Raw genomic sequence first — 21573 nt, 5'->3', positions numbered from 1 at the left:
TTAGTGTCCTGCCTGTGGCCCGGGAACCTGGGCGAGGGGAAGTGGGGTGTCATCGACCCGGACGTGCTCACCGGGACGGGCGTGTTGCAGCCCTTCGATGACGATGCGGTCGCCGGGTTTCAAACCTTGCGTGACGATCCAGCGATCGCTTTGCACTGCGCCCAGTTGCACCGGTTGCTGGCTGACCTTCTGTTCGGCGTCCAGCAGCAGCACCTGGGCAACCCCGGCGCTGTCTCGCAGGATCGCTCGTTGCGGCACGGTGATGCCCTGGCTGTTGATCGCCTGTTCCAGGCGCACGCGGACGAAACTGCCCGGCAGCAGGTCCAGGTCGGGGTTGGGGAATTCGCTGCGCAGGGTGATCTGACCGGTGCTTGGGTCGACGCTGAGGTCGGTGAACAGCAACTTGCCGGGCAGCGGATAGGGGCTTCCATCGTCCTGAATCAACGTGGCCTTGGCCTGGCCCTGGCCGACCGCTTGCAAAAGCCCTGCGCGAAAGGCCCGGCGCAGGTCGTTGAGTTCGCGGGTCGATTGCGTGAGGTCGGCGTGGATCGGGTCCAGTTGCTGGATCAACGCCAACGGCGTGCTTTCGTTCTGCCCCACCAAGGCGCCTTCGGTCACCAGGGCGCGACCGATGCGTCCGGAAATCGGCGCGGTGACCGTGGCGTACCCCAAGTTCAGTTTCGCCCGTGCCACTGCAGCCTTGCTGGCAGCGACATCGGCGGCGGTCTGGCGCACGCTGGCCCGGGCGTTGTCGTAATCCTGGCCACTGATCGCCTTGTCATCGATCAACTGGGCATAACGCTGGGCCTGCAAGCGAGCCTGGAACGCATTGGCCTCGGCCTTGCGCAACGCCGCCTCGGCACTGTCCAGGTCGGCCTTGAACGGCGCCGGATCGATGCGAAACAGCACCTCGCCCTGTTTGACGTCGCGGCCTTCACGAAACACCCGCTGCAAGACCACGCCGGCCACCCGCGCCCGGACTTCGGCGACCCGTGGCGCGGCGATCCGGCCGCTCAGCTCGTTGCTGATCGACAGCGGCCGGGCCTGGACGGTTTCGACACGCACGCTTGCCAGCGGGTCGGATGCTTGCGGGGTCGAGGCGCTATCACAGCCACTGAGCAGTAGTGGGCCGACCAACAGGCTCAGTGTGACGACAGGAATCTTGGACATGGTGCTTCCCCACTATTGAACCGCCCATGGTAGGGATCAAGGCCAACGACAGGGGTGAAGCTTTGTAGGCGCTCTGTGAAATTGTGTAAGCATCCTTAAACTCGAAAGTGCCCCACCAACTGCTGTTGACGGTTGGCCATGGCATGCAGCGAGTGGCTCGCCTGCGAGGCTTCTTCCATCCGGCTGGTCAAGGTCTCGCTGATCCCGCGAATGTCGCTGACGCGATGGCTGATGTCTTCCACAACAGCGCTTTGCTCCAGGGCGGCGCTGGCGATCTGCTGGTTCATGTGCTCGATCACTTCCACCGCGTCGCTGATGTGTTGCAGCGCCGTTTGGGTCTTTTCGACTTGAACGACGCTGTCCCTGGCCTGTTCGCGGCTCAATTGGGTGCTGTGCACGACTGCCTGGCTCAACTGTTGTAATGCTTCGATCACCGTGCGTATCTGCTCGACCGAGTTCTGGGTGTTGCTGGCCAAATGGCGAACTTCGTCGGCCACCACGGCGAAGCCGCGTCCCTGTTCACCGGCCCTGGCCGCTTCGATGGCGGCATTCAAGGCCAGCAGGTTGGTCTGCTGGGCAATGGCACAAATCACATCCAGCACCTGGCCGATGTGTTGACTGTTGCCGGCCAGCGCCTGCACTTGCTCAAGCGTGGTCTCCAGGCGCTGGTCCAGGCTGTCGATGCTGGTGACTGCATTGGCAAATAATTCGCGCCCTGATCGGCTGGCGTTTTCGGCGACGGTGGCGGCATCGGCTGCCTGGTGGGAATGGCGGGCCACTTCCTGGGCGCTGGTGCTCATTTCATGTAGGGCGGTCGCCGCCAACTCGACTTCCCGGTACTGCGTGTGCATGCCCGCGCTGACTTCCCGGGCCACCTGCGCCGAGGTATCGGCGGTGTTGCGGGTGTCCAGGGAGGCTTGCTGGATATCGCGGATGATGGGTTGCAACTTGTCGAGAAAGCGGTTGAAGCCCTGGGCCAGATGGCCCAATTCATCGTGGCGGTCGTTGGGCAGGCGCTGGGTGAGATCGCCGTCGCCGTCGACAATCGCATCGAGCATGTGCGCCACCCGCAGCAGCGGCCGGGTCACGCCGTAAGCGGTGAGCCAGATGAGCAACAATCCCAGGCCGGCCGCCAGCAAGCCGAGGCTGAGGTTGAACCAGTTGGCCTGGCGATACTTGTCGTCCAACTGCGCCTGCATGTGCTGGGCCGGTGCTTGCACAAGCGCTTTGGGCACGCGTATCTGCAATTGCCAGGGGGGATTGTCGGGGACGGTTTGCACGGCTTGTCGAACGTCGACGGAGATGCCGTCAACCGTGCCGCTTTGGCCCGCAACTAGCCCAGACGGGGAAAGAATGTTGATCTCGCTGTGGCCGGGATACAGGTCGTTGGCAAGGCTGGCGGCGAGTTGCTGGAGGGTCTCGAGGCTGATGTCCATGCCCACCACGCCGATGACTTTGCCCTGGTCCAGCAACGGTATGGAGATGCTGCTCATCAACGTCTTCTGGCCTTCAACCTCGATCGCGTAGGGCTCTGTCACGCAGGTGCGCCCCAGGGTCTGCGGGCAGACGTACCAGGCGTTGGCCGGCTCGCTGCCCGGAGGTGCGGTGTTGGCGCTGATCTGGGCTTCGCTGAGCACCTCTTGCACCAAATGGCCGGGTTGGCTTTGCGACCAGTACAGGGCAAAGCGACCTTTTTCATTGCCGGCCAGATCGCGTTGACCAGTGAAACCCGCATCTTCACCGACCAGCGCGTCGGGCAGCAGCACCACGTAGAAACCGAGGACTTTTTCGCGGTTCTGAAGGGCTTGGCGGGTCGCGACGATCAGGTCCCGGCGCAGTTGCCCTGGCGTCAGTCGCCCGTTCAGTGCCTGGGCGCGCAGTTGCAGAACCTGTTGGGCAAAACCTTCTCCATAGATCGCTGTTTCGCTGAAAAAGCGTTCCACCCGCTGACCGTGGGCCAGGCCCTGCGCCTGTAAACCTTCCAGTGCCGAGCGCCCGAGCAGTTGACTGCTTTGCTGCTTGAGCAGCGTGGCGCCTTGCTGGTTCTGATACAGGGAGGCGCCGGTCAACGCCCCGACGACGGCGAGCAGGCACAGGCCACTCAAGAGCGTGATCCGCCATTGGATAGAGAGACGAGCCAAGAACATGCTGAAGTTTCCTGCGCTTAGGGGCTTTTATTTGTTTTGGGCCCAGCACTGTTTGAAGGGCGGGCGAGGCTATCTTGCGGCAGGAAGCGCCTGCCGGTTATCCCGAATCGGCAGCCGTTGTGCGCCGACAGCGGACTAATGCGGGTCACTCAATAAAACGCTGAACCCCGGGTCACAGAATGCCCTCTGGCCTGCGGTAGGAGCTGCCGAAGGCTGCGATCTTTTGATCTTTATCTTGAAACTCAATGGTGCTGAAAAGATCGCAGCCTCGCTTCGCTCGACAGCTCCTACAGCGCCATCCAGACCCAGCGGGAGACGGGTTTGTCGGCGTTACAGCATTGGACTGACCTGTTTTGGGGCGCAGTCTTGGATGCTGCCGTTTTGGGATAGCGAAGGGTTTCGGCCAGGGCCTAGCATCGAATCCAGCGTGCAAGCAGAACAATAAGCTTTTGGAAGTCGGCGAAGCTGGCCGTCTGCGATCCAGCAACAACTGCCTCATACAATAAGGTCAAGAACAATGAGCGTATCTTTCCCGATCAGCAGCTCGACGGAGCTCAAGCGCGGCGCCTTGGGTGTCGGTTTCATCATCTTCTTTGTGATTTCGGCGGCGAGCCCCTTGAGCGTCATCGCCGGCGGCTTCCCTATTGGCATTATGCTGGGCAACGGCGCTGGCACACCGGCATTGCTGATCCTGGCCTTGCTGGTGTTACTGGCGTTCTCGGCGGGCTACACCGCCATGTCCCGTCACATGACCAACGCCGGTGGTTTCTATGCCTTCACTTCCCGCGGCCTGGGTGGCCTGGCCGGCGGAGCGGCGGGGGTGTTGGCGATGTTTGCCTACAATATTCTCCAGGTCGGCCTCTACGGCATGTTCGGCGGCGTGGTCAGTGGCACGATGGCCAGTGTCTTTGGCCTGGACTTGCCTTGGTGGACGTATTCGCTCCTGGCGATGGCGAGCATCGCGGTGCTTGGCTATCGCAAGATCGACCTGTCGGCCCGGGTGCTGTCGGTGGTGGTTATTGCTGAGTACCTGGCGATCCTGACGCTGGATTTTGCCATTCTCAAGACCGGTGGCGACAGCGGTATCAATCTCGATTCGTTCGAGCGCAGCCATGTGTTCAGCGGCACGCCGTCAATCGGCTTGCTGTTCTGCTTCGCGGCGTTCATCGGCTTCGAGGCCACCACCATCTACGGCGAGGAGGCCAGGAATCCGCATCGCACGATTCCCATTGCCACCTACAGCTCGGTGCTGTTGATCGGTGGCTTCTATGCCCTGTCGGTCTGGGCGATGGTGATCGGCATTGGGGCCGACAAGATCGTGCCGACCTTGCAGGCGCTCCAGGATCCGACGACGTTCATCTACGGCATGTCCGATCACTTTGTCGGCCCGCACCTGACCCAGATCATCCGCGTGCTGTTCATGGTCAGCATCTACGCCGGGCTGCTGGCGTTTCACAATGCTGCGGCCCGTTACTTCTATGCCATCGGCCGCGACGGTTTGCTGCACAGCCGATTGGGCACCACCCATCGCGTGCACCAGAGTCCGCACATGGGCTCGGTCCTGCAAAGCCTGATCGCGGCGGTGGTGGTACTGATCTTCGCCGCGCTGGACGCCGATCCGATCCTTCAGCTGTTCGCCTGGTTTTCCAACCTGGCCACGCTGTGCGTGATCTTGCTCATGGCGCTGACCTCGGCGGCGGTGTTTGTCTATTTCCGCGCTCACCCGGAGCTGAAGCTGGGGCTCTGGCGCGGTCGGATTCTTCCGGTCTTTTCGTGCCTGGCATTGCTGGCGGTCCTGGCCCTTGCGGTGATTCATTTCGACGTGCTGACCGGCGCCAGCCAGCTCTTGTCCTATGGCCTTTGCGCGGTGATTCCCGCAGCGCTGATCGTCGGCGTGTTCCTCGCGGCTCGATTGCGCAAGGCATCACCTGAGCGATTCACGGCGCTGGGAAGCCACAAGCTCTAAGGCGTTACGCACAACGTCAATCCACCCAGAAAACAAGTCCGCTGTCGTTCGGCACGGTTCGTCAGCGCGTGAAAGGAAGGTGCTATGCACGATTATCAAATGCTCATCAATGGGGCTCGGGTCGACGGTGAGAACGGGCACTTTGATGTGCTCAATCCGGCGACCGGTACGGTGTTCGCTCGATGCCCGGCCGGTTCCCTGGCCCAGCTGGACCTCGCTGTCGAAGCAGCGCAATCGGCCTTCATCGAGTGGCGACACAGCACCCATGAAGATCGCCGTCAGCGCCTGCTGAGCATCGCCGCCGATCTCGAGCAGGAAGCCGAAGCATTGGCCCGGCTCATTGTCCAGGAACAGGGCAAGCCACTGGAGCTGGCGTTCTCTGAAGTGATGGGCGCGGTGGCCTGGACGCGCTATGCCGCCGAGCAGCAGATTCCCGTGGAGTTGGTGGAAGACACCCCGACCCAGCGCATTGAACTGCACCGCAAGCCGTTGGGTGTGGTCGCGTCGATCACGCCTTGGAATTGGCCGTTCATGATCGCTGTCTGGCACATCATGCCGGCGTTGCGGGCCGGCAATTGCGTGATCAGCAAACCGTCAAGCCTGACCCCTTTGAGCACCCTGCGCCTGGTGGAAGTCATCGCTCGCCACGTGCCTCGGGGCGTGATCAATAGCGTGACCGGTGAACAAGGGTTCGGCAGCGCGATCACTGCCCATGCCGGCATCCAGAAGATTGTCTTCACCGGTTCGACCGCCACCGGCCAAAGCGTGATGCGCGGCGCCGCCGGCAACCTCAAGCGCCTGACCCTGGAGCTGGGCGGCAACGATGCCGCCGTCGTGCTGCCAGGCACCTCGGTCGAGGCGGTCGCCGAAGATATTTTCCAGGCTGCATTCCTGAACATGGGGCAGACCTGCGCCGCCCTCAAGCGCTTGTACATCCACCACTCCCAGTACGAGGCTTTTGCCGAAGCCCTGACCCTGATCGCCCGACGGCAGGTGGTGGGGGATGGCCTGGCGCCCGGGGTCACGTTTGGCCCGGTGCAGAACCTCGAACAGTTGGCGCTGGTGGAGGAGCTGGTGGCGGATGCCCGTGCCCAGGGCGCACGCGTGTTGTGCGGCGGTGCTCGTCTGGACCGCCCGGGCTTTTTCTATCCGCCGACGTTGGTCGCCGATGTGACCGACGGGCAGCGCCTGGTGGATGAGGAGCAGTTCGGGCCGGTGTTGCCGCTGATTGCCTACCAGGATGTCGAGGATGTCCTGCGTCGCGCCAATGCGGGCGACATGGGCCTGGGTGGATCGATCTGGGGACGCGACAGCGAGCAGGCACAGGCCCTGGCCAGTCGCCTGGAATGTGGCATGGCTTGGGTCAACTGCCATGCGCAGATCCAGCCGAATACGCCGTTTGGCGGCAGCAAGATGTCCGGGTTCGGCGTCGAGTTCGGCCTTGAAGGGTTGCTGGAGTTCACCGGCCAGCAACTGCTGTACGTACGCAAGCGTGAAACAGAGTGAGGACTGCAACCATGTACGAGCACTACAAGACAGCACAAAAAAAATTCTGGCACCCGATGAGTTCTTCGGCGCCAGCCAACCGCTCCAAGACGTTGATCATCGCCCGTGGCGACGGTAACTACATCACCGACATCGAAGGCCATCGCATGCTCGATGGTGTCGGCGGTTTGTGGAACGTGAACGTGGGCCATAATCGAGCTTCAGTGAAGGCGGCCATTGCCGCGCAGCTGGACGAACTGGCTTATTACCAGACCTTCGACGGCATCGCCCATCCGCGGGTGTTCGACCTGGCCGAGCGGCTGACGTCGATGTTCGCCCAGGAAAACATGACCCGGGTGTTGTTCAGTTCCGGCGGTTCCGACGCGGTCGAGACGGCCCTGAAAATGGCCCGCCAGTACTGGATCGCCAGCGGCGAGCCAGGGCGCACGCGCTTTCTCTCATTGCGCAATGGTTACCATGGCGTGCACGTGGGCGGTACATCAGTGGGCGGCAATGGGGTTTATCACTACAACCACGGGCCGCTGTTGGCCGGCTGTCATCTGCTCGACACGCCGTGGCTGTACCGCAACCCCTGGGACTGCCGCGATCCGGAAGAACTGACCGCGCACTGCATTCGTCAGTTGGAAGACCAGATCGCGCTGCTCGGCCCGCAGACCATTGCCGCGCTGATCGCCGAACCGGTGCAAGGTGCCGGCGGTGTGATCGTGCCGCCGGCGTACTACTGGAAGGGGCTGCGCGAAGTCTGCGACCGCCACGGCATCCTGTTGATCGCCGATGAAGTGGTGACGGGTTTCGGCCGCACCGGTTGCATGCTCGGCAGTCGTGGCTGGGGTGTCGCCCCGGACGTACTGTGCCTGGCCAAGGGCATCACCGCCGGTTACATCCCCATGGGCGCCACGGTCTTCAACCAGCGCATGGTCGATGCCATCGAGAACGGCCCGGGCTTCAGCAACGTCATCATGCACGGCTACACCTACAGCGGGCACCCGACTGCCTGCGCGGCGGCCCTGGCGGTGCTGGACATCGTCGAGGCCGAGGATTTGCCGGGCAACGCCGGGAAGGTCGGTGCCCAGTTGCTGGAACAACTGCAACCGCTGACCGAACGTTATGCGGTAGTGGGCGAAGTGCGCGGCAAGGGCTTGATGATCGCTGTGGACCTGGTGGCGGACAAGGCCACGCGCGAGCCGCTTGATCCTGCTACGGGCCTGGCCTCGCGCATCGCCGAGCAGGCGCGCCGGGCCGGTGTATTGATGCGCCCGATAGGCAACAAAATCGTGATGTCGCCGCCGCTGACCCTCACGTCCGACGAGGCCGCCATGATGGTCGGCGCGTTGGACAGCGCGCTTGCCGACTGCCGCTAGCCTGCAAGCCGGCGCAGCGTGCTGCGCCGGCTCCTGAATACAAAGACAGCCTTCAAAAGGCGCACCACAAGGAGCTCCCGCCATGCGGAACCTATCGCGTATGGAATTTTTCGGCAGTGGCCTTGCCTGTACGCTGGCGCTTTGCGCCGCGAGTCAGGTCCAGGCCTATGAGTTGTATGCCGATGACGACACTCACCTCAACGCCGACATGCTGGCCGTGTTCGGTCATTTCAACAGCCGCAAGAACTACGACGGCAGGCCAGGTGGTTCAACCTGGCGCGAAGGCTTCATCAAGTATGGCGTCAGCGGCGACCAGGGCCTGGCCGGCCATGGCACCGCCTACGGGGCGTTCAGCCTGGTCAGCTCCGCCACCTGGGGCGATGGCGACGCGGCCGGCAATACGCTGGGCAGCGAGCGCACGACGAAGATTGAAGACGCTTACCTGGGTTGGCGTTCCGCCGATCTGTTCCCCGTACTGGGACAGGACGGCGTCGATATCTCCGGCGGCCGCCAGGTGGTCAAGCTGGGCAGGGGATTCTTGATCAACGATGACGGGCCGAACCTGGGCAAAGGGCCTGCCGATGGTCGCTTGAATCGCGGTGGCGCCTATTACCTGGCTGCCCGCCACGCGTTCGATCAAACCGCCGTATTACGTCTGGGCGGGCAGGATGGGCTGCATGGCAGTGTGGTGTGGCTCAAATCCGATAACCGCGCCCAGGCCGAAACCGAACTGGCCGCCGGCACGCTCGATTACACCGCCAAGGCGGGCACGTTGGGGCTGACCTGGATACATGGCATCGACGTGAACGAGCAGTGGGCCAGCGATGTCCAGAAGCAACGCAAGGGCATGGACGTCTACAGCATTCGTGGTGAGGGCGACGCGGGCATCGAGAACGCCAGCCTGGCATTCGAATACGCCTGGCAGGACAAGGACGCCGGCCCGCAGAACGCCTGGTACGCCGAGGCCGGCTACACCTTTACCGATCTCGCCTGGGCCCCGAAACTGACGTACCGCTACACCCGCTATTCCCAGAAGTGGGACTCGCTGTTCACCGGGCTCAGCACGGGCTACGGCACCTGGTTCCAGGGTGAAGTCGCGGGCAATTATGCCGGGCCCTTCAACAGCAACACGGGCATTCATCATGTCGGCCTGACAGCCACACCGTTGGAGAACCTGACCCTCGGGGCGTTGTACTTCGATTACAACACCGTGCGTAAAGACAGCGCCCTTAACCTGGATGCCCGCGAGCTGGATCTGTATGCCGAGTGGGCCGTCAATGAGCACTTGATCATCACGCCGCTGATAGGCCTCTACAAGCCGGATCGGGATGCAACGACCGGGGGCAATCAAGTGGCGGGCAATGGCACCAACGTGTACAGCCAGGTGACGGTGGTCGTGCCGTTCTGAGGCAGGGGCTGTTCGATAAACTTTGTGGCGAGGGAGCTTGCCCCGTCGGGACCTGTAGGAGCTGCCGAAGGCTGCGATCTTTTGATCTTTCGTTGAGACTCAATGGGGGCGAAAAGATCGCAGCCTCGCTTCGCTCGACAGCTCCTACAGGGCAGCGGTAAGGCCGCACCTCCGGTTTCTAGCCGATGGCAGGCGGATTCTGCATTCTCTCGGCAATCCGCCGGGTGGTGTCCATCACCATTTCAATCACGGTTTCCTGGCGCAGCAGTTTGAAGCTGTCGGTGCTGCCGACGGCTGAAAGGCTGCCTACCACCTCGTCGAGCCCGGGGTTGATGATCGGCGCCGCGATACCGGTGAGCCCCAGATTGAGTTCATCGTGGGTCAGGCAATAGCCGTCCTTGCGGATCTTTTTCGCCGCTTTGGAAAAGCTTGCCCAGTCATAGCCGTTGTCGGGGTCCTTGGCCATGTGTTCTTCGAACAGGCGTTGCAGGCGCCGTCCCTTTTGGAAGGCGATCAACACCTTGGATTGCGCACCGCGAAAAAACGGCAGCGGCTGGCCACGACCGAATGCGAACTGGTAGGTGTTATCGGGTTCGGCGATGTAGGTGTTGATGATGTGGCCGTCATAGAAAACGCTGGCGAACACCGCCAGGCCAGTGGCTTCGGACAGCTGGTGCATCAACTCGCGGCCCGCCACGAGGATTGGGTCGTATTGGCGCATCATCCAGTCGAGCTCGATGATGCGTGGCCCCAGGCCGTAGCTGCCGGCATCCACCCGGACCAGCAGGCCCGCATCACACAAATCCTTGACGTAGCGGTACACCGTCGCCCGTGACAGGCCCATGCGTTCGGCGATGGTGTCGGGGTCGATCTTCAGCGTGGCCGGGCCGAACAGGTCCAGCACACTCAGCATTTTGCTCAGACTGCTCATTTCGCTCCTAAAGGGGGAATGGCGCGTAGGTGGTCGTTTGGGTGAGCACTATAGGTAGGTGCGCCGATGATGGAAAGCCCGCTCGTTAGGCGGACAGGGCGTTGCCACGATACGCCAGTGCTTGAGAAAAACAAACGGATTGATGGCCTTATTCCCGTGGTAATTCTGCATAAATCTCAAAATAAGAGCTTTTATGTGTAAAAAATGCTTGAGTGGAGGATTCTTCTATGTGATAAATCTCAGCCACTGCAAACGCTCGATCAAGAGGGCTGGAAATGAATGGTGCGCAACTGATAGTGAAAGCGGCGGTGGCGAGCGGTATCGAATACTGCTTCGCCAATCCCGGAACGACTGAAATTCCCCTGGTGGCAGCCATGGCCAGTGCGCCAGCCCTCAAGCCGGTGTTGTCCTTGTTCGAAGGGGTGTGCACCGGTGCTGCGGACGGCTATGGCCGGATTGCCGGCAAGCCGGCGATGACCCTCACTCACCTGGGGCCAGGCTTTGCCAATGGCATTGCCAACCTGCACAACGCGCGTCGCGCCAACACCCCGATCGTCAACGTCATCGGTGATCACGCGTCCTGGCACGTCAATTACGATCCGCCGTTGGCCAGTGATATCCAGGCGTTGGCCGGCAGTGTTTCCAAGTGGGTACGTACCTCGCGCACGGCATCGGGCGTTGGTGAAGATTTCCAGGAGGCGGTGCGTGCCGCCTGGCAGGCCAACGGCCAGATCGCCAGCCTGATTCTGCCGATGGACCTGCAAGCCAACACGGTGCAGCACGAGAAAGCCTTCACCGCATTGCAGGCCCCGGTTCGGCGTTTTGCCGGTGACCGGATCGAGGCGGTCGCCCAGGCCCTGCGTGATGGTCGGCGCCTGGTGTTTATCGTCGGCGACCAAGGCTTGTCGGTCGCCGGGCTCGAAGCGGCGGGGCGCCTGGCGCAACTGCCGGGCGTGCGCCTGTTCGCCGAAACCTTTCCGCGCCTGAGTTATCGCGGCGGTGGTTTGCCTGACCTGGATCGCCTGCCGTACTTCCCCGAAGTCGCCATTGAGATCCTTGACCAGTACGACGCGGTGGTGTGCGCCGGCGTGCCGGAGCCGATCAGTTATTTCGGCTACGAAGGCATCGCTTCTCGCCTGGCCGAACGTGAACGCCTGCTCTGCCTGGCGGAAGTAGGGGACGATGTTGCCGGCGCACTCACGGCGCTTGCCGATGCGCTTGAAGCGCCGGCTTATGTGCCAACGCCAACCGGTATCGAGCTGCCGCCAAGCGAAGCTACGTTGACCCCGCAGTCCGTGGGTCAGGTGCTGGCTGCGTCGCTGCCGGACGACTGCATCGTTTCGGTGGAAGGCGGGACGTGCGGCTATCCATTCTTCACCGCTTCGGCCCATGCCGCACGGCATCGGGTCTTGACCAACACCGGTGGGGCCATCGGCCAGGGCATCCCGGTGGGTTTTGGCGCCGCCATGGCCGAGCGCGGCAACCGCGTGTTCTGCCTGCAATCGGACGGCAGCGCCCAGTACACCATCCAGACCTTGTGGAGTATCGCCCGCGAGCAACTGCCGGTGGTGATCCTGATCGCGGCCAACCATCGCTACGCCATTTTGCAGAACGAGCTGCGCCGCTTCGGCATGACCGACCTGGGCCCCGAGGCCCTGAGCCTGACGGTACTGGACCGGCCACGCATCGATTGGAAGGCTCTGGCCAAAGGCTACGGCTTGCCGGCCAGCACCGTGCACACCAACGGTGAGTTGCAGCGCGCCCTGGCCAACGCCAAGGCCGATGGCGGCCCTTGCCTGATTGAAATGGCACTGTGAAGGAGCGGATATGAACCCGATTCAATTGTTACCTGCCGTCGAGAAGTTCCTGTCGCAACCGGGTCGGCTGTTTATCGGTGGCACTTGGCAGGACGCCGCCGATGGCCGTCGGTTTGCCGTGGAAAACCCGGCCACTGAACACACCCTGGCGCAAGTCGCCGAAGGTGGCGAGCGCGACGTCGATGCCGCCGTCGCTGCCGCCCGCGCGGCCTTCACCGGGCCTTGGGCGCAGCAGTCACCGGCCCAGCGCGGGTTGTTGCTGTTTCGCCTGGCGGAGCTGCTCGACCAGCATCGCGAAGAGTTGGCGCAACTGATCACCCTGGAAAACGGCAAGCCGATCGGCGCGGCCCGGGGCGAAGCAGCCAGTGCGGCCAATATCATTCGTTACTTCGCCGGCTGGCCGACCAAGATCGAAGGCAGCACGCTGCCGGTCTCGCCCTCCAGCGGCGCCCCGATGCTCAACTACACCTTGCGCGAGCCGGTGGGCGTCTGCGCCTTGATCGTGCCGTGGAACTTCCCGCTGACCATGTGCGTGTGGAAGCTTGGCCCGGCGCTGGCGACCGGTTGCGTCGCGGTGCTCAAGCCCGCCGAGCAGACGCCCCTGGTGGCGATTCGCCTGGTGCAGTTGATCGAGGCCGCCGGTTTCCCGGCTGGTGTGGTCAACCTGCTCACCGGCCTCGGCGTGCATACCGGCGCACCGCTGGCCCAGCACCCGGACGTGGACAAGATCGCCTTCACCGGTTCGACTCAGGTGGGGCGACTGATCGCCCAGGCGGCCACCGGCAATATGAAGAAGGTCTCGCTGGAGCTGGGTGGCAAGTCCCCCAACATCATCCTGCCGGACGCCGATATCGTCCGTGCCGCCAAAGGCGCCGCCGACGGCATTTTCTACAACCAGGGGCAGGTATGCACCGCCGGATCGCGTCTCTACGTGCACGCCAGCGTTCTCGATCAGGTGCTTGAAGAACTCCAGCGCCACGCGGCCGCCCATGTGTTGGGGCCCGGCCTGGATCCGGCCAGCAGCATGGGCCCGCTGGTCTCGGCCCGGCAATTGGGCACGGTGCGTGGCTACCTGCAACGGGGCCAGGAAGAAGGCGCCGAGCTGATCTGCGGCGGTGATCGGCCGGCCCACCTGGAGCACGGCCACTTCATCCGCCCCAGCGTGTTTCTCGACCGCGCCGAGCGTGCCTGTGTCGCCCGGGAAGAAATCTTCGGCCCGGTGCTGACCGTCATGAGCTGGACCGAAATCGATGAACTGGTGCTGCGCGCCAACGACTCGCCCTATGGCCTGGCGGCCGGTCTCTGGACCCGTGACTTGCGCTCCGCCCATCGCGTGGCGGCGCAGTTGAAGGCCGGCTCGGTGTGGATCAACTGCTGGAACGTCGTCGACCCGGCCTCGCCATTCGGTGGCTACAAGCAATCCGGCTGGGGCCGGGAAATGAGTAAGAACGTGATCGATGCCTACACCGAAACCAAAAGTGTCTTCGTCGATCTCGCCTGAGCCGAACAATCACAAGAGGAACTGCTATGGATCTGGAATTACAAGGCCGCGTGGCAATCGTCACCGGCGGTGGCATGGGCATCGGCAAGGAAGTCGCGCGCTTTCTGTCCCAGGAAGGTTGCAAGGTGGTGATCTGCGCGCGGCGCATGGAATACCTCCAGCAAGCCGCCGAGGAAATCACCGCAGAGACCGGCAACGAGGTGCTGCCGCTGTTCTGTGACACCAACCAGATGTCGGCGGTGTCCGACATGGTGGAGGCGGCCCACAAGCACTTTGGTCGCATCGACATCCTGGTCAACGGCGCCGCCGCACCGTCCGGTGTGGTGCGCAACGACATCGAGCATGCCGGCGACGACGAATTGCTCTCGGACCTCAACACCAAAGTGATCGGCTATTTCCGTTGCGCCAAGGCCGTGACGCCGCACATGAAGGCCGGTGGCTTCGGTCGCATCATCAATATCGGTGGCCTGACCGGGCGTGGCAGCAAGGTCCTCTCGGGTATGCGCAACCTGGCCATCGCCCACATGACCAAGACGCTTTCCGACCAACTCGGCCCCTCCGGCATCACGGTCAATCTGATCCACCCCGGCGTTGTGGACACCCCGCACATCCAGGAGCTCTACGAGCGCGAAGGGATCAAGCAGGGCAAGACGCCCGAGCAGGTGGAGCAGGGCTACATCGACGCGACGCCGATCCGGCGCACCTTGGCGCCTATTGAAATGGGCTGGCTGATCGGCTTCCTCGCATCCCCCAAAGCCGGTGCGGTGACCGGGGAATCCATTGGCATCGACGGCGGCTTGACCCGCGGCATCTTCATTTGAGGAGCAGCAGTGATGAGTAACGGAACCCTTTTGGTCGCCACCGTAGGGCAAGCGGTGATCCGCAGCGCCGACGATGGGCGTACCTGGCATCGACTGGGCCTGGGCCAGGACCTGGAATTCGACGCGATCACCCGCTCCCTGAGTTTCCATCCGGGGACGCCTGAGGTGATCTACGCCGGCACCGACGTCGGCCTGTGCATCAGCCTTGATACCGGAGGTCATTGGCAGCGGTTGGATTCGCCATTCAATGGGCAAACCGTCTGGAAGGTGGCCGTGGATCCTCAGGATGCACAGCGCATTTTCGTCGGTACGGGTGCTCCGTCGCGCGCGGTGCTGTGGCGCACCCTCGACGGTGGCCAGAACTGGGAACGTGCCCCGGTGGAGATCCCGGAGTTCTGCGACGGCGTCAGTCGTCCGCGTTTGCTGGCCTTCGCCTACGACCCGACGGATCGCAACCAGCTCTGGTTCGGCCTGGAGGAGGGCGGGTTGTTCCACAGCCGTGACGGTGGCGATAGCTGGACCCGTGTCGACGATCGCTTGCTGTGGGACTACAACTCGGACGTGCACAACATCGTGGTCCTGCCCAACCATGGGCAAAAGGTCATCGTGGTGGTGTGCGTCAACGCCGTTTACCGCAGCCTTGACGAGGGGCAGACCTGGACCGGCATCGTCGCCCGGGAAGCCTTCGGCCTGTACTACGTGCGTGCCATGAATGCACCGTTGGGCAGCGAGGATACGCTTTACCTGAGTATCTCCGACGGTACCCCTGGTACGACCAGCAAGGTGCTGGTCTCGCGCAATGCCGCCCTCAGTTGGGAAGTGCTGCCGCTGCCACAACAGCCCAACTCCTGTGTCTGGGCGATTGCCTTGAACCCCGCCGACCCTCGCCAGATCGTCGCCGGTACCAAATATGGGCATCTGTTCACCTCCGAAAATGGCGGTGACGGCTGGCAGAAGCAGTGGCGTGAATTCAGTGAAATCGCTGATGTGCTCTGGACGCCCGCCGTGGCGCAGATCAAGTCCGGGCATCAATCCATCATCAAGAAAAACTGAGGGACCGCGCGATGAAAGTCGAAGTCGTTCGTACTCACCTGTCGCTATCCGTGAGCGACCCTGAAGTGTCGGCGCGTTGGTACGCCGACGTGCTGGGCATGCATGAAAGCGCCCGGGGTGAAAGCTGGATCATGATGGCCTTCGGTGCCAAGCATCACGACATCGCGTTGCTCCGCGCAGCACCCGGGGCCCACCAGGGCGGGCTGGGCTTGCAGCACTACGGGCTGGAAATCGCCGGCGACATGACCACCCTGCGCCAGCTCTACGGCATGTTGCTGAGCAAGGGCGTCGAGGTGGTGAAAATCACCGACCACGAGATCGGCAACGGTGTGTACTTCAACGACCCCGACGGCAATCGCATGGAATTTTTCCTCGAGACCGAACACGACGATGCGCGTGGCAAGGCGCGTTTCAGCGCCGCTGGAGCGCCTAGCCGACATTTCGATCTCGACCCACTTTGAAGAGACTGCTCTTATGAAAACCGCAAATTTCGCCAGTTACCACATCCGCAAATGGTATAGCTTCGTCGAGGAAACCCTGGCCAACGAAACGGGCCAGTTGGCCGATGGTGAGCCGCTGTTCAAGTACGCCATTGGCGCCGTGATCGCCAACCCTTATGCCGGCCGTTTCAGCGAAAGCCTGGCCGAGCTGGTAGAGCCGTCACCCTTGCTGGGCCAGGAGTTTGGTCGGCGTATCCGGGTAATGGCCGGCCAGCGCGAAATCGTCAGCTACGGCAAGGCGTGCCTGGTGGGCAGTCAGGGCGAGTACGAGCATGGCAATGCACTGTTGACCAACCCGGCGGCGGATCCGATCCGCGTCGTCTTGGGCGGCGGCAAGTCCTGGGTGCCTTCCACCGGCAAGCGTGGCGGGCCTGGCGTGACCATCGATGTGCCGCTGGCCCACAAGGATGCGCTGTATGTCCGTTCGCACTACGACAGCATTTCCCTGTCGTTCGGTGACGGTCCAGCCGCCGACGAGTTGATCATCATCTGGGCCTTCGCCACGCGCGGGCGTTTGCATGCACGGCTGGGTGGCCTCAAGGCTGCCGACGTCAAGGGCAATGACGGCTTGTATTGAGGTGCGCTGATCGTGGGAAGCAAACGAATGTCTGCAAACAGCCAGTTCTTCATCAATCGCTCGCAGATGCGCCTGCACTATTTGTCGTGGGGCAACCCGTCGGGCATTGCGGTGGTGCTGCTGCACGGGCTGCGCTCCTATGCCCAGACCTGGGATGGTTTGGCCAATGCACTGGGCGAGCGCTACTGCTGCTATGCCCTTGACCAGCGCGGTCGTGGCTACAGTGACTGGGCGGATGCCTCCAGCTATCGGACCGAGGCCTACGTCAATGACCTTGAAGATCTGGTGGCGCATTTGGGGTTGCAGCGTTTCGTCCTGGTGGGGCATTCCCTCGGTGGCACCAATGCACTGGAGTATGCGCGGCTCAATCCGGGACGACTGCAAGCGCTGGTGATCGAGGACATCGGCCCTGGTTCTTCGGTCAGCGGTGATGGCGCCGAGCGCATTCGGCGCGAGATGAGCCAGACACCGTTGTTGTTTCCTGACTGGGAGAGCGCCGCCCAGTTCTGGCTGCAAGCGCGACCTGGCCTCTCTCAGGAGGGGCTGGCTTCCAGGTTGATGTATTCCATGAAGGAAACCCTGGCTGGAATCGAATGGCGTCACGACCAGCAAGGTATCGCCCAGGCGCGCCTGAGTATTGCCCCGACAGACTTGTGGCCGGCGGTACGGGCACTGGATTGCCCGACGCTGTTCATTCGTGGCGCCCGTTCCGATTTCCTGCCGTTGGCGATCCTTGAGTCGATCAAGCAGGCCAATAAGTGGGTGCGCACAGAGGAAATCGCCGACGCCAGCCATTACGTCCATGATGACCAGAGCGAAATGTTCAACCTTGTCGTCATGGACTATCTGTATGACCAGTGCCTACAACCACAACAACAAAGCGGTGAATAGCGATGAAGCAGGAGAAAACCCAGGTTGTCATCGTGGGCGGTGGCCCCAACGGAATCACGGCCGCTCATTACATGGGGCTGTACGGCATCGACTGCATCGTCCTCGAGTTGGCTGACGGCGTCCTGCCGTATCCCCGCGCCGTGGGCATGGATGACGAAGCGCTGCGGGTGTTGCAGGGCATCGGCATCGCTGAACTGGCCGCGCGTGACATGATCTGCAACGTGCCCCTGCGTTACTACAATGCGCGAGGCGTGTGTTTTGCCGAGGTCAAGCCGAGCACGGCCCACTATGGTTGGCCGATGCGCAACATCTTCATGCAACAGTTGCTGGAAACGACATTGCGCGAGCAACTGGGCAAGCACGCCAGTGTCGAGTTGCGCCAGGGCCATGAAATGCTCGATCTTGAGCAGGATGCCGAGGGCGTGACCTTGCAGGTGCGCGATGCCCAGGGTGAGCTGTATCAATTGCAGGCGCAGTACGTGATCGGCGCCGATGGCGGACGTTCCAGCGTGCGCAAGAAACTCGGCATCGAACTGCTGGGGTTGACCCATCCGCGCAAATGGGTGGTGATCGACACGGCCAACGACACCCTGGATGCACCGTATACAGCCCTGCATGCCGACCCTCAGCGACCTTTCGTGTGCATTTACCTGCCGTATCAGCAACGGCGCTGGGAGTTCATGCTCCTGGAGGGTGAAGACGAGAGCCGGATGTGCGAAGAAGCGACGATCCGGGACTTGATTCGTGGGCATATCGGCGATGCGGTCGATCAACTGGAAATCATCCGGATCCGCGCCTACACCCATAACTCTCGGGTCGCGGCGCGCTTTGTCCAGGGCCGTGTGGCATTGGTGGGGGATGCGGCGCATATTTCCCCGCCCTGGGCCGGGCAGGGGCTCAATTCGGGCCTGCGTGATGTCGCCAACGTCACCTGGAAGCTTGCCGCGATCCTCCAAGGGCGGGCGTCGCCGGCGATTCTTGCCAGTTACGACCAGGAGCGCCGCGGGCATGCCACCGATCTCATCGCGTTGGCCGACAACATGGGCGCAGTGCTGGGGCTGACCAACCCGCTGATGGCCGGTGTGCGGGACTGGTTGTTCCAGGCCGTCAACAGCGTCGACAACCTGCGCTCGCACTTGCTGGAGTTCAAGTTCAAACCCAAGGCAACCATCACCAAAGGCCTGGTTCATCACGAGCGCGCCGAGCTGCATGAGGATGATCTGGTCGGGCAATTGTTCATCCAGCCATCTGTCGAGGACGCCCAGGGTCAGCGCCGGCGCCTGGACGATGTGCTGGGGCATTCCTATGCGGTGCTGGGGTATCGGGTCAATCCGAGCGAACAGCTCAGCGAGCAAACCGCCGCTTGGTGGGCGCGCTGGGAGACGCGTTTCATCCAGATCAATCGCTCGCGCAGTGGCGTGGGGCGTAACCAACCCTTGTCCGCCAATGGCGCCATTTGCGTCGAGGATGTCGATAACCGCTTGGGCGAATGGTTTGCCAAGGTGCGTGACTGCGTAGTGGTGGTGCGGCCGGATCGGTTCGTCGCCGCGATCACCACACCTGAGCGGCTCGAAGGCGTCTTGCGCAAATTGGCGGAGCAACTCTCATGAGGCGCGAAGATGATTTCCTGGTCCGGCTTCAGGATGCCGCGCAGGCCGTACACGCCTTGCCTTCGTTGGAGCCACAGGCCGTTGACCTGCCGGCGGGCTACACCTTGCAGCGCGAGGCATTACGCCGACGCCAGGCCGCTGGTGAGCAGTTGACCGGATGGAAAGTGGCCTTCGCCGGCCGCCCCGCCCAGGACCGTTTCGGTATTGATGAACCGGTGTTGGGCGCACTGACCGATGCCATGGCCGTGGAACCTGGCCGTTCCGTGTCGCTTGCCCGGCTGATTCAACCCAAGCTGGAAATCGAGCTGGCGTTTGTTCTGGGGCGTACGTTGCTGCCAGGTTTCTACAGCGATGATGACATTCTGGCCGCCGTGTCCGAGGTCGCGCCGGCGTTCGAAATGGCCGATTGTCGCTGGCAGGGCTGGCGTTTCGGCGTTGGGGCGTTTCTTGCCGACAATGCCGCGGCGGGGCTGTATTGCCTGGGTTCGCGGGTCAGGTTCCATCCCGAGCAACTGCCCCACGTGAACTATCGCCTGGAGTGCGACGGGGTGCCTTGCGGCGAGGGCAATGCCCAGGCGCGCGAGGACACACCCCAGGCCAACCTGTGCTGGTTGGTCCGCAGGTTGCTGGCCGATGGGCAGTGCGTTGAAGCAGGCCAGGTGGTGCTGTCCGGGTCTTTATTGGCGCCCTTGGAGATCAAGGCCGCTGAGTACCGGTTGTACATGCTTGGCATGGAACTGGCTTTGGTTTTCCGGCAATAAGCACGGTTCACTGTAGGAGCTGCCGAAGGCTGCGATCTTTTGATCTTTTGATCTTTTGATCTTTTGATCTTTTGATCTTTTTTCTTTCGCTTGAGATTCAAGTGTCTGGGGAAAGATCGCAGCCTCGTTGCACTCGGCAGCTCCTACACAGCGTCCGACACAGCATCGGCACAGCGTCTGGCACAGCTCCTATACAGCACCGGGCAATAAGCACAGTGTCACCGAGGAACAATGATCATGTTCGCCGAAGTCCGTACCTTCAATGATCCTCAGCAACACGCCGGTTCGATCCTGGGCTGGCAACAGGTCTATGACCAACTCGGGCGTGGCTGCCTTTCCAGCGAGCTGCGGCAGGTGTGCGCCGAACGTTTCCAGATATTCCAGGAGGTGCTGGATAAACGGGTGGTGCAGCGCGGTAGCGCGCCAAAAGGGCGCTTGTGCATTGCCATGTCGCTGGGCGGTGCGCCAGTGGTCCAGGGGCACCAAGTGGGCGCCCACAGCGTCGTGCTGTTGCGCGATGGCGAGGACTTCGTCTTGCACGCCCCGGAAGGCACGCATTTTTTCGCGGCGAATGTCGACACGGTACGGTTCGCCAAGCTGGCGGCCTACGAACTGTCGAGCGAACAGCTCAATCGTTTGAAAAGCGTGTCCCAGGTCAGCGTGGATGAGGCGGTGCTGCGCCGCGTGCAACAAATGATTCACCCATTGTTTCGTCACCTTTTGGAACAGACGGACGCGGTCAATCCAGCCTCGGAAAAAATCCTCGAGGACGTTCTGCTCAACGCCTTTCTCGACCTGTTCAGTCACGCTTCGGACGAGGTGCGTGGCCGGCGCGGCAATTTTGCCGTCAGTGCCTATTTGGTCAAGCGCTGCCAGGAGCTGGTCGTCGCCAGTGCAGAGGTGCCCTTGAGCATCCTCGATTTGTGCGAGCAATTGCGGGTGAGCCGCAGGACCCTACAGAACAGTTTCCAGGCGGTCACCGGGATGCGTCCGGTGGAGTACCTGCGCAACCTGCGGCTCAATGCCGTGCGCCGGCGTCTGATCACGACCCATGCGGCGGCACTGAACGTCAGTGAGATCGCCGTGGCGATGGGGTTTTTCCACCTGAGTCATTTTGCGGCCCATTACCGGGCGCTGTTTGGCGAGTCACCCTCAGATACGCCTAGGGCGCCGGCCTGATGGGCGACTGTTTGCGGTGTTAGCGCTGCTGTTCACTTAAGAACGCAGGCGAATCTGTGGCGAGGGGATTTATTCCATAAACGCTCACCAACCCCCTCATTCCACAACTCGGAGCAACCTCACGCCTGACAGCTCTACATCGGCCCGCACCGCCGTTTCGTGCATCGAACAATCCGTGCTCAGATCCATCAATAGTCAGGCGGTTCAGGTTGCGCGGCTATCCCCCCGCCGCAATACGCCCCTCAAGAAATACCTGCCCCGGCAACGTAAACCCTCGTAGCCTGAGCAACGCCATCGGCCCGGCGTCCAGTTCGGTGCGCAGGTGCCAGGTCAAGCCCAGCCCATCGGGGGCCTTGAGCACCATGCGGTAGCGG

General features: G+C 62.3%; 16 protein-coding genes and 2 pseudogenes. 14 read left to right on the top strand and 4 right to left on the bottom strand.

What is annotated here, in order from left to right:
• From AACY42_RS21225 to AACY42_RS28760, 3 genes and pseudogenes are all read right to left on the bottom strand, one after another.
• A complete protein-coding gene (locus AACY42_RS21225) occupies positions 1 to 1170 on the bottom strand; it encodes an efflux RND transporter periplasmic adaptor subunit (RefSeq protein ID WP_339482075.1) in 1170 nt (389 codons plus the stop codon).
• A 95-nt stretch (positions 1171 to 1265) separates the two neighbouring features.
• Positions 1266 to 1862, bottom strand: a pseudogene (locus AACY42_RS28765) (methyl-accepting chemotaxis protein); the annotation flags it as partial.
• Positions 1863 to 2123: 261 nt separating this feature from the next.
• Positions 2124 to 3317, bottom strand: a pseudogene (locus tag AACY42_RS28760) (PDC sensor domain-containing protein); the annotation flags it as partial.
• Between the two features lie 517 nt (positions 3318 to 3834).
• Here AACY42_RS28760 and AACY42_RS21215 point away from each other — a divergent pair.
• The 4 genes from AACY42_RS21215 to AACY42_RS21200 all read left to right on the top strand — a co-directional run bounded on the left by AACY42_RS21215 (position 3835) and on the right by AACY42_RS21200 (position 9558).
• Positions 3835 to 5283, top strand: a complete 1449-nt coding sequence (locus AACY42_RS21215; protein ID WP_339482073.1) for an APC family permease — start codon at positions 3835 to 3837, stop codon at positions 5281 to 5283.
• An 84-nt stretch (positions 5284 to 5367) separates the two neighbouring features.
• A complete protein-coding gene (locus AACY42_RS21210; RefSeq protein ID WP_339482072.1) occupies positions 5368 to 6789 on the top strand; it encodes an aldehyde dehydrogenase family protein in 1422 nt (473 codons plus the stop codon).
• An 11-nt stretch (positions 6790 to 6800) separates the two neighbouring features.
• Complete coding sequence (locus AACY42_RS21205) at positions 6801 to 8150, top strand: aminotransferase class III-fold pyridoxal phosphate-dependent enzyme (RefSeq protein ID WP_024619773.1); 1350 nt, start codon at positions 6801 to 6803, stop codon at positions 8148 to 8150.
• Between the two features lie 82 nt (positions 8151 to 8232).
• A complete protein-coding gene (locus AACY42_RS21200; RefSeq protein ID WP_339482070.1) occupies positions 8233 to 9558 on the top strand; it encodes a hypothetical protein in 1326 nt (441 codons plus the stop codon).
• Positions 9559 to 9736: 178 nt separating this feature from the next.
• Here the strand turns inward: AACY42_RS21200 and AACY42_RS21195 are convergent, their stop codons facing one another.
• Positions 9737 to 10489 (bottom strand): IclR family transcriptional regulator, encoded by a 753-nt coding sequence (locus AACY42_RS21195; protein WP_339482069.1) that lies wholly within the window; start codon positions 10487 to 10489, stop codon positions 9737 to 9739.
• 275 nt (positions 10490 to 10764) lie between these two features.
• On the opposite strand from AACY42_RS21195, the gene AACY42_RS21190 reads away from it, so the two are divergent.
• The 10 genes from AACY42_RS21190 to AACY42_RS21145 all read left to right on the top strand — a co-directional run bounded on the left by AACY42_RS21190 (position 10765) and on the right by AACY42_RS21145 (position 21199).
• Positions 10765 to 12306, top strand: a complete 1542-nt coding sequence (locus tag AACY42_RS21190) for an acetolactate synthase large subunit (RefSeq protein WP_053187581.1) — start codon at positions 10765 to 10767, stop codon at positions 12304 to 12306.
• A gap of 10 nt (positions 12307 to 12316) precedes the next feature.
• On the top strand, positions 12317 to 13807 hold the full coding sequence (locus AACY42_RS21185) for an aldehyde dehydrogenase family protein (protein WP_339482067.1): 1491 nt from the start codon (positions 12317 to 12319) through the stop codon (positions 13805 to 13807).
• 26 nt (positions 13808 to 13833) lie between these two features.
• Entirely contained in the window at positions 13834 to 14628 is a 795-nt protein-coding gene (locus AACY42_RS21180) for an SDR family NAD(P)-dependent oxidoreductase (RefSeq protein WP_339482066.1), read from the top strand.
• A 12-nt stretch (positions 14629 to 14640) separates the two neighbouring features.
• Positions 14641 to 15681 (top strand): YCF48-related protein, encoded by a 1041-nt coding sequence (locus AACY42_RS21175; protein WP_339482064.1) that lies wholly within the window; start codon positions 14641 to 14643, stop codon positions 15679 to 15681.
• Positions 15682 to 15692: 11 nt separating this feature from the next.
• Positions 15693 to 16142: a VOC family protein gene (locus tag AACY42_RS21170; RefSeq protein WP_339482063.1), complete on the top strand. Its 450-nt coding sequence runs from the start codon at positions 15693 to 15695 to the stop codon at positions 16140 to 16142.
• A 13-nt stretch (positions 16143 to 16155) separates the two neighbouring features.
• Positions 16156 to 16758 carry an amino acid synthesis family protein gene (locus tag AACY42_RS21165; protein WP_339482062.1) on the top strand — a complete coding sequence of 201 codons (603 nt, stop codon included), beginning with the start codon at positions 16156 to 16158 and terminating at the stop codon, positions 16756 to 16758.
• A gap of 27 nt (positions 16759 to 16785) precedes the next feature.
• Positions 16786 to 17649, top strand: a complete 864-nt coding sequence (locus AACY42_RS21160) for an alpha/beta fold hydrolase (protein WP_339482061.1) — start codon at positions 16786 to 16788, stop codon at positions 17647 to 17649.
• 2 nt (positions 17650 to 17651) lie between these two features.
• Positions 17652 to 19259 carry a bifunctional 3-(3-hydroxy-phenyl)propionate/3-hydroxycinnamic acid hydroxylase gene (locus AACY42_RS21155; protein WP_339482060.1) on the top strand — a complete coding sequence of 536 codons (1608 nt, stop codon included), beginning with the start codon at positions 17652 to 17654 and terminating at the stop codon, positions 19257 to 19259.
• Positions 19256 to 20020, top strand: a complete 765-nt coding sequence (locus tag AACY42_RS21150; protein WP_339482058.1) for a 2-keto-4-pentenoate hydratase — start codon at positions 19256 to 19258, stop codon at positions 20018 to 20020. Before AACY42_RS21155 ends, AACY42_RS21150 begins: the two co-directional genes overlap by 4 nt.
• A 237-nt stretch (positions 20021 to 20257) precedes the next feature.
• Entirely contained in the window at positions 20258 to 21199 is a 942-nt protein-coding gene (locus tag AACY42_RS21145; protein WP_339482056.1) for a helix-turn-helix domain-containing protein, read from the top strand.
• The last annotated feature ends 374 nt before the right edge of the window (positions 21200 to 21573 follow it).

Source organism: Pseudomonas sp. RL_5y_Pfl2_73, from assembly GCF_963970515.1.
GTDB lineage: Bacteria > Pseudomonadota > Gammaproteobacteria > Pseudomonadales > Pseudomonadaceae > Aquipseudomonas.
This window is presented reverse-complemented; position numbering and strand designations above follow the sequence as displayed.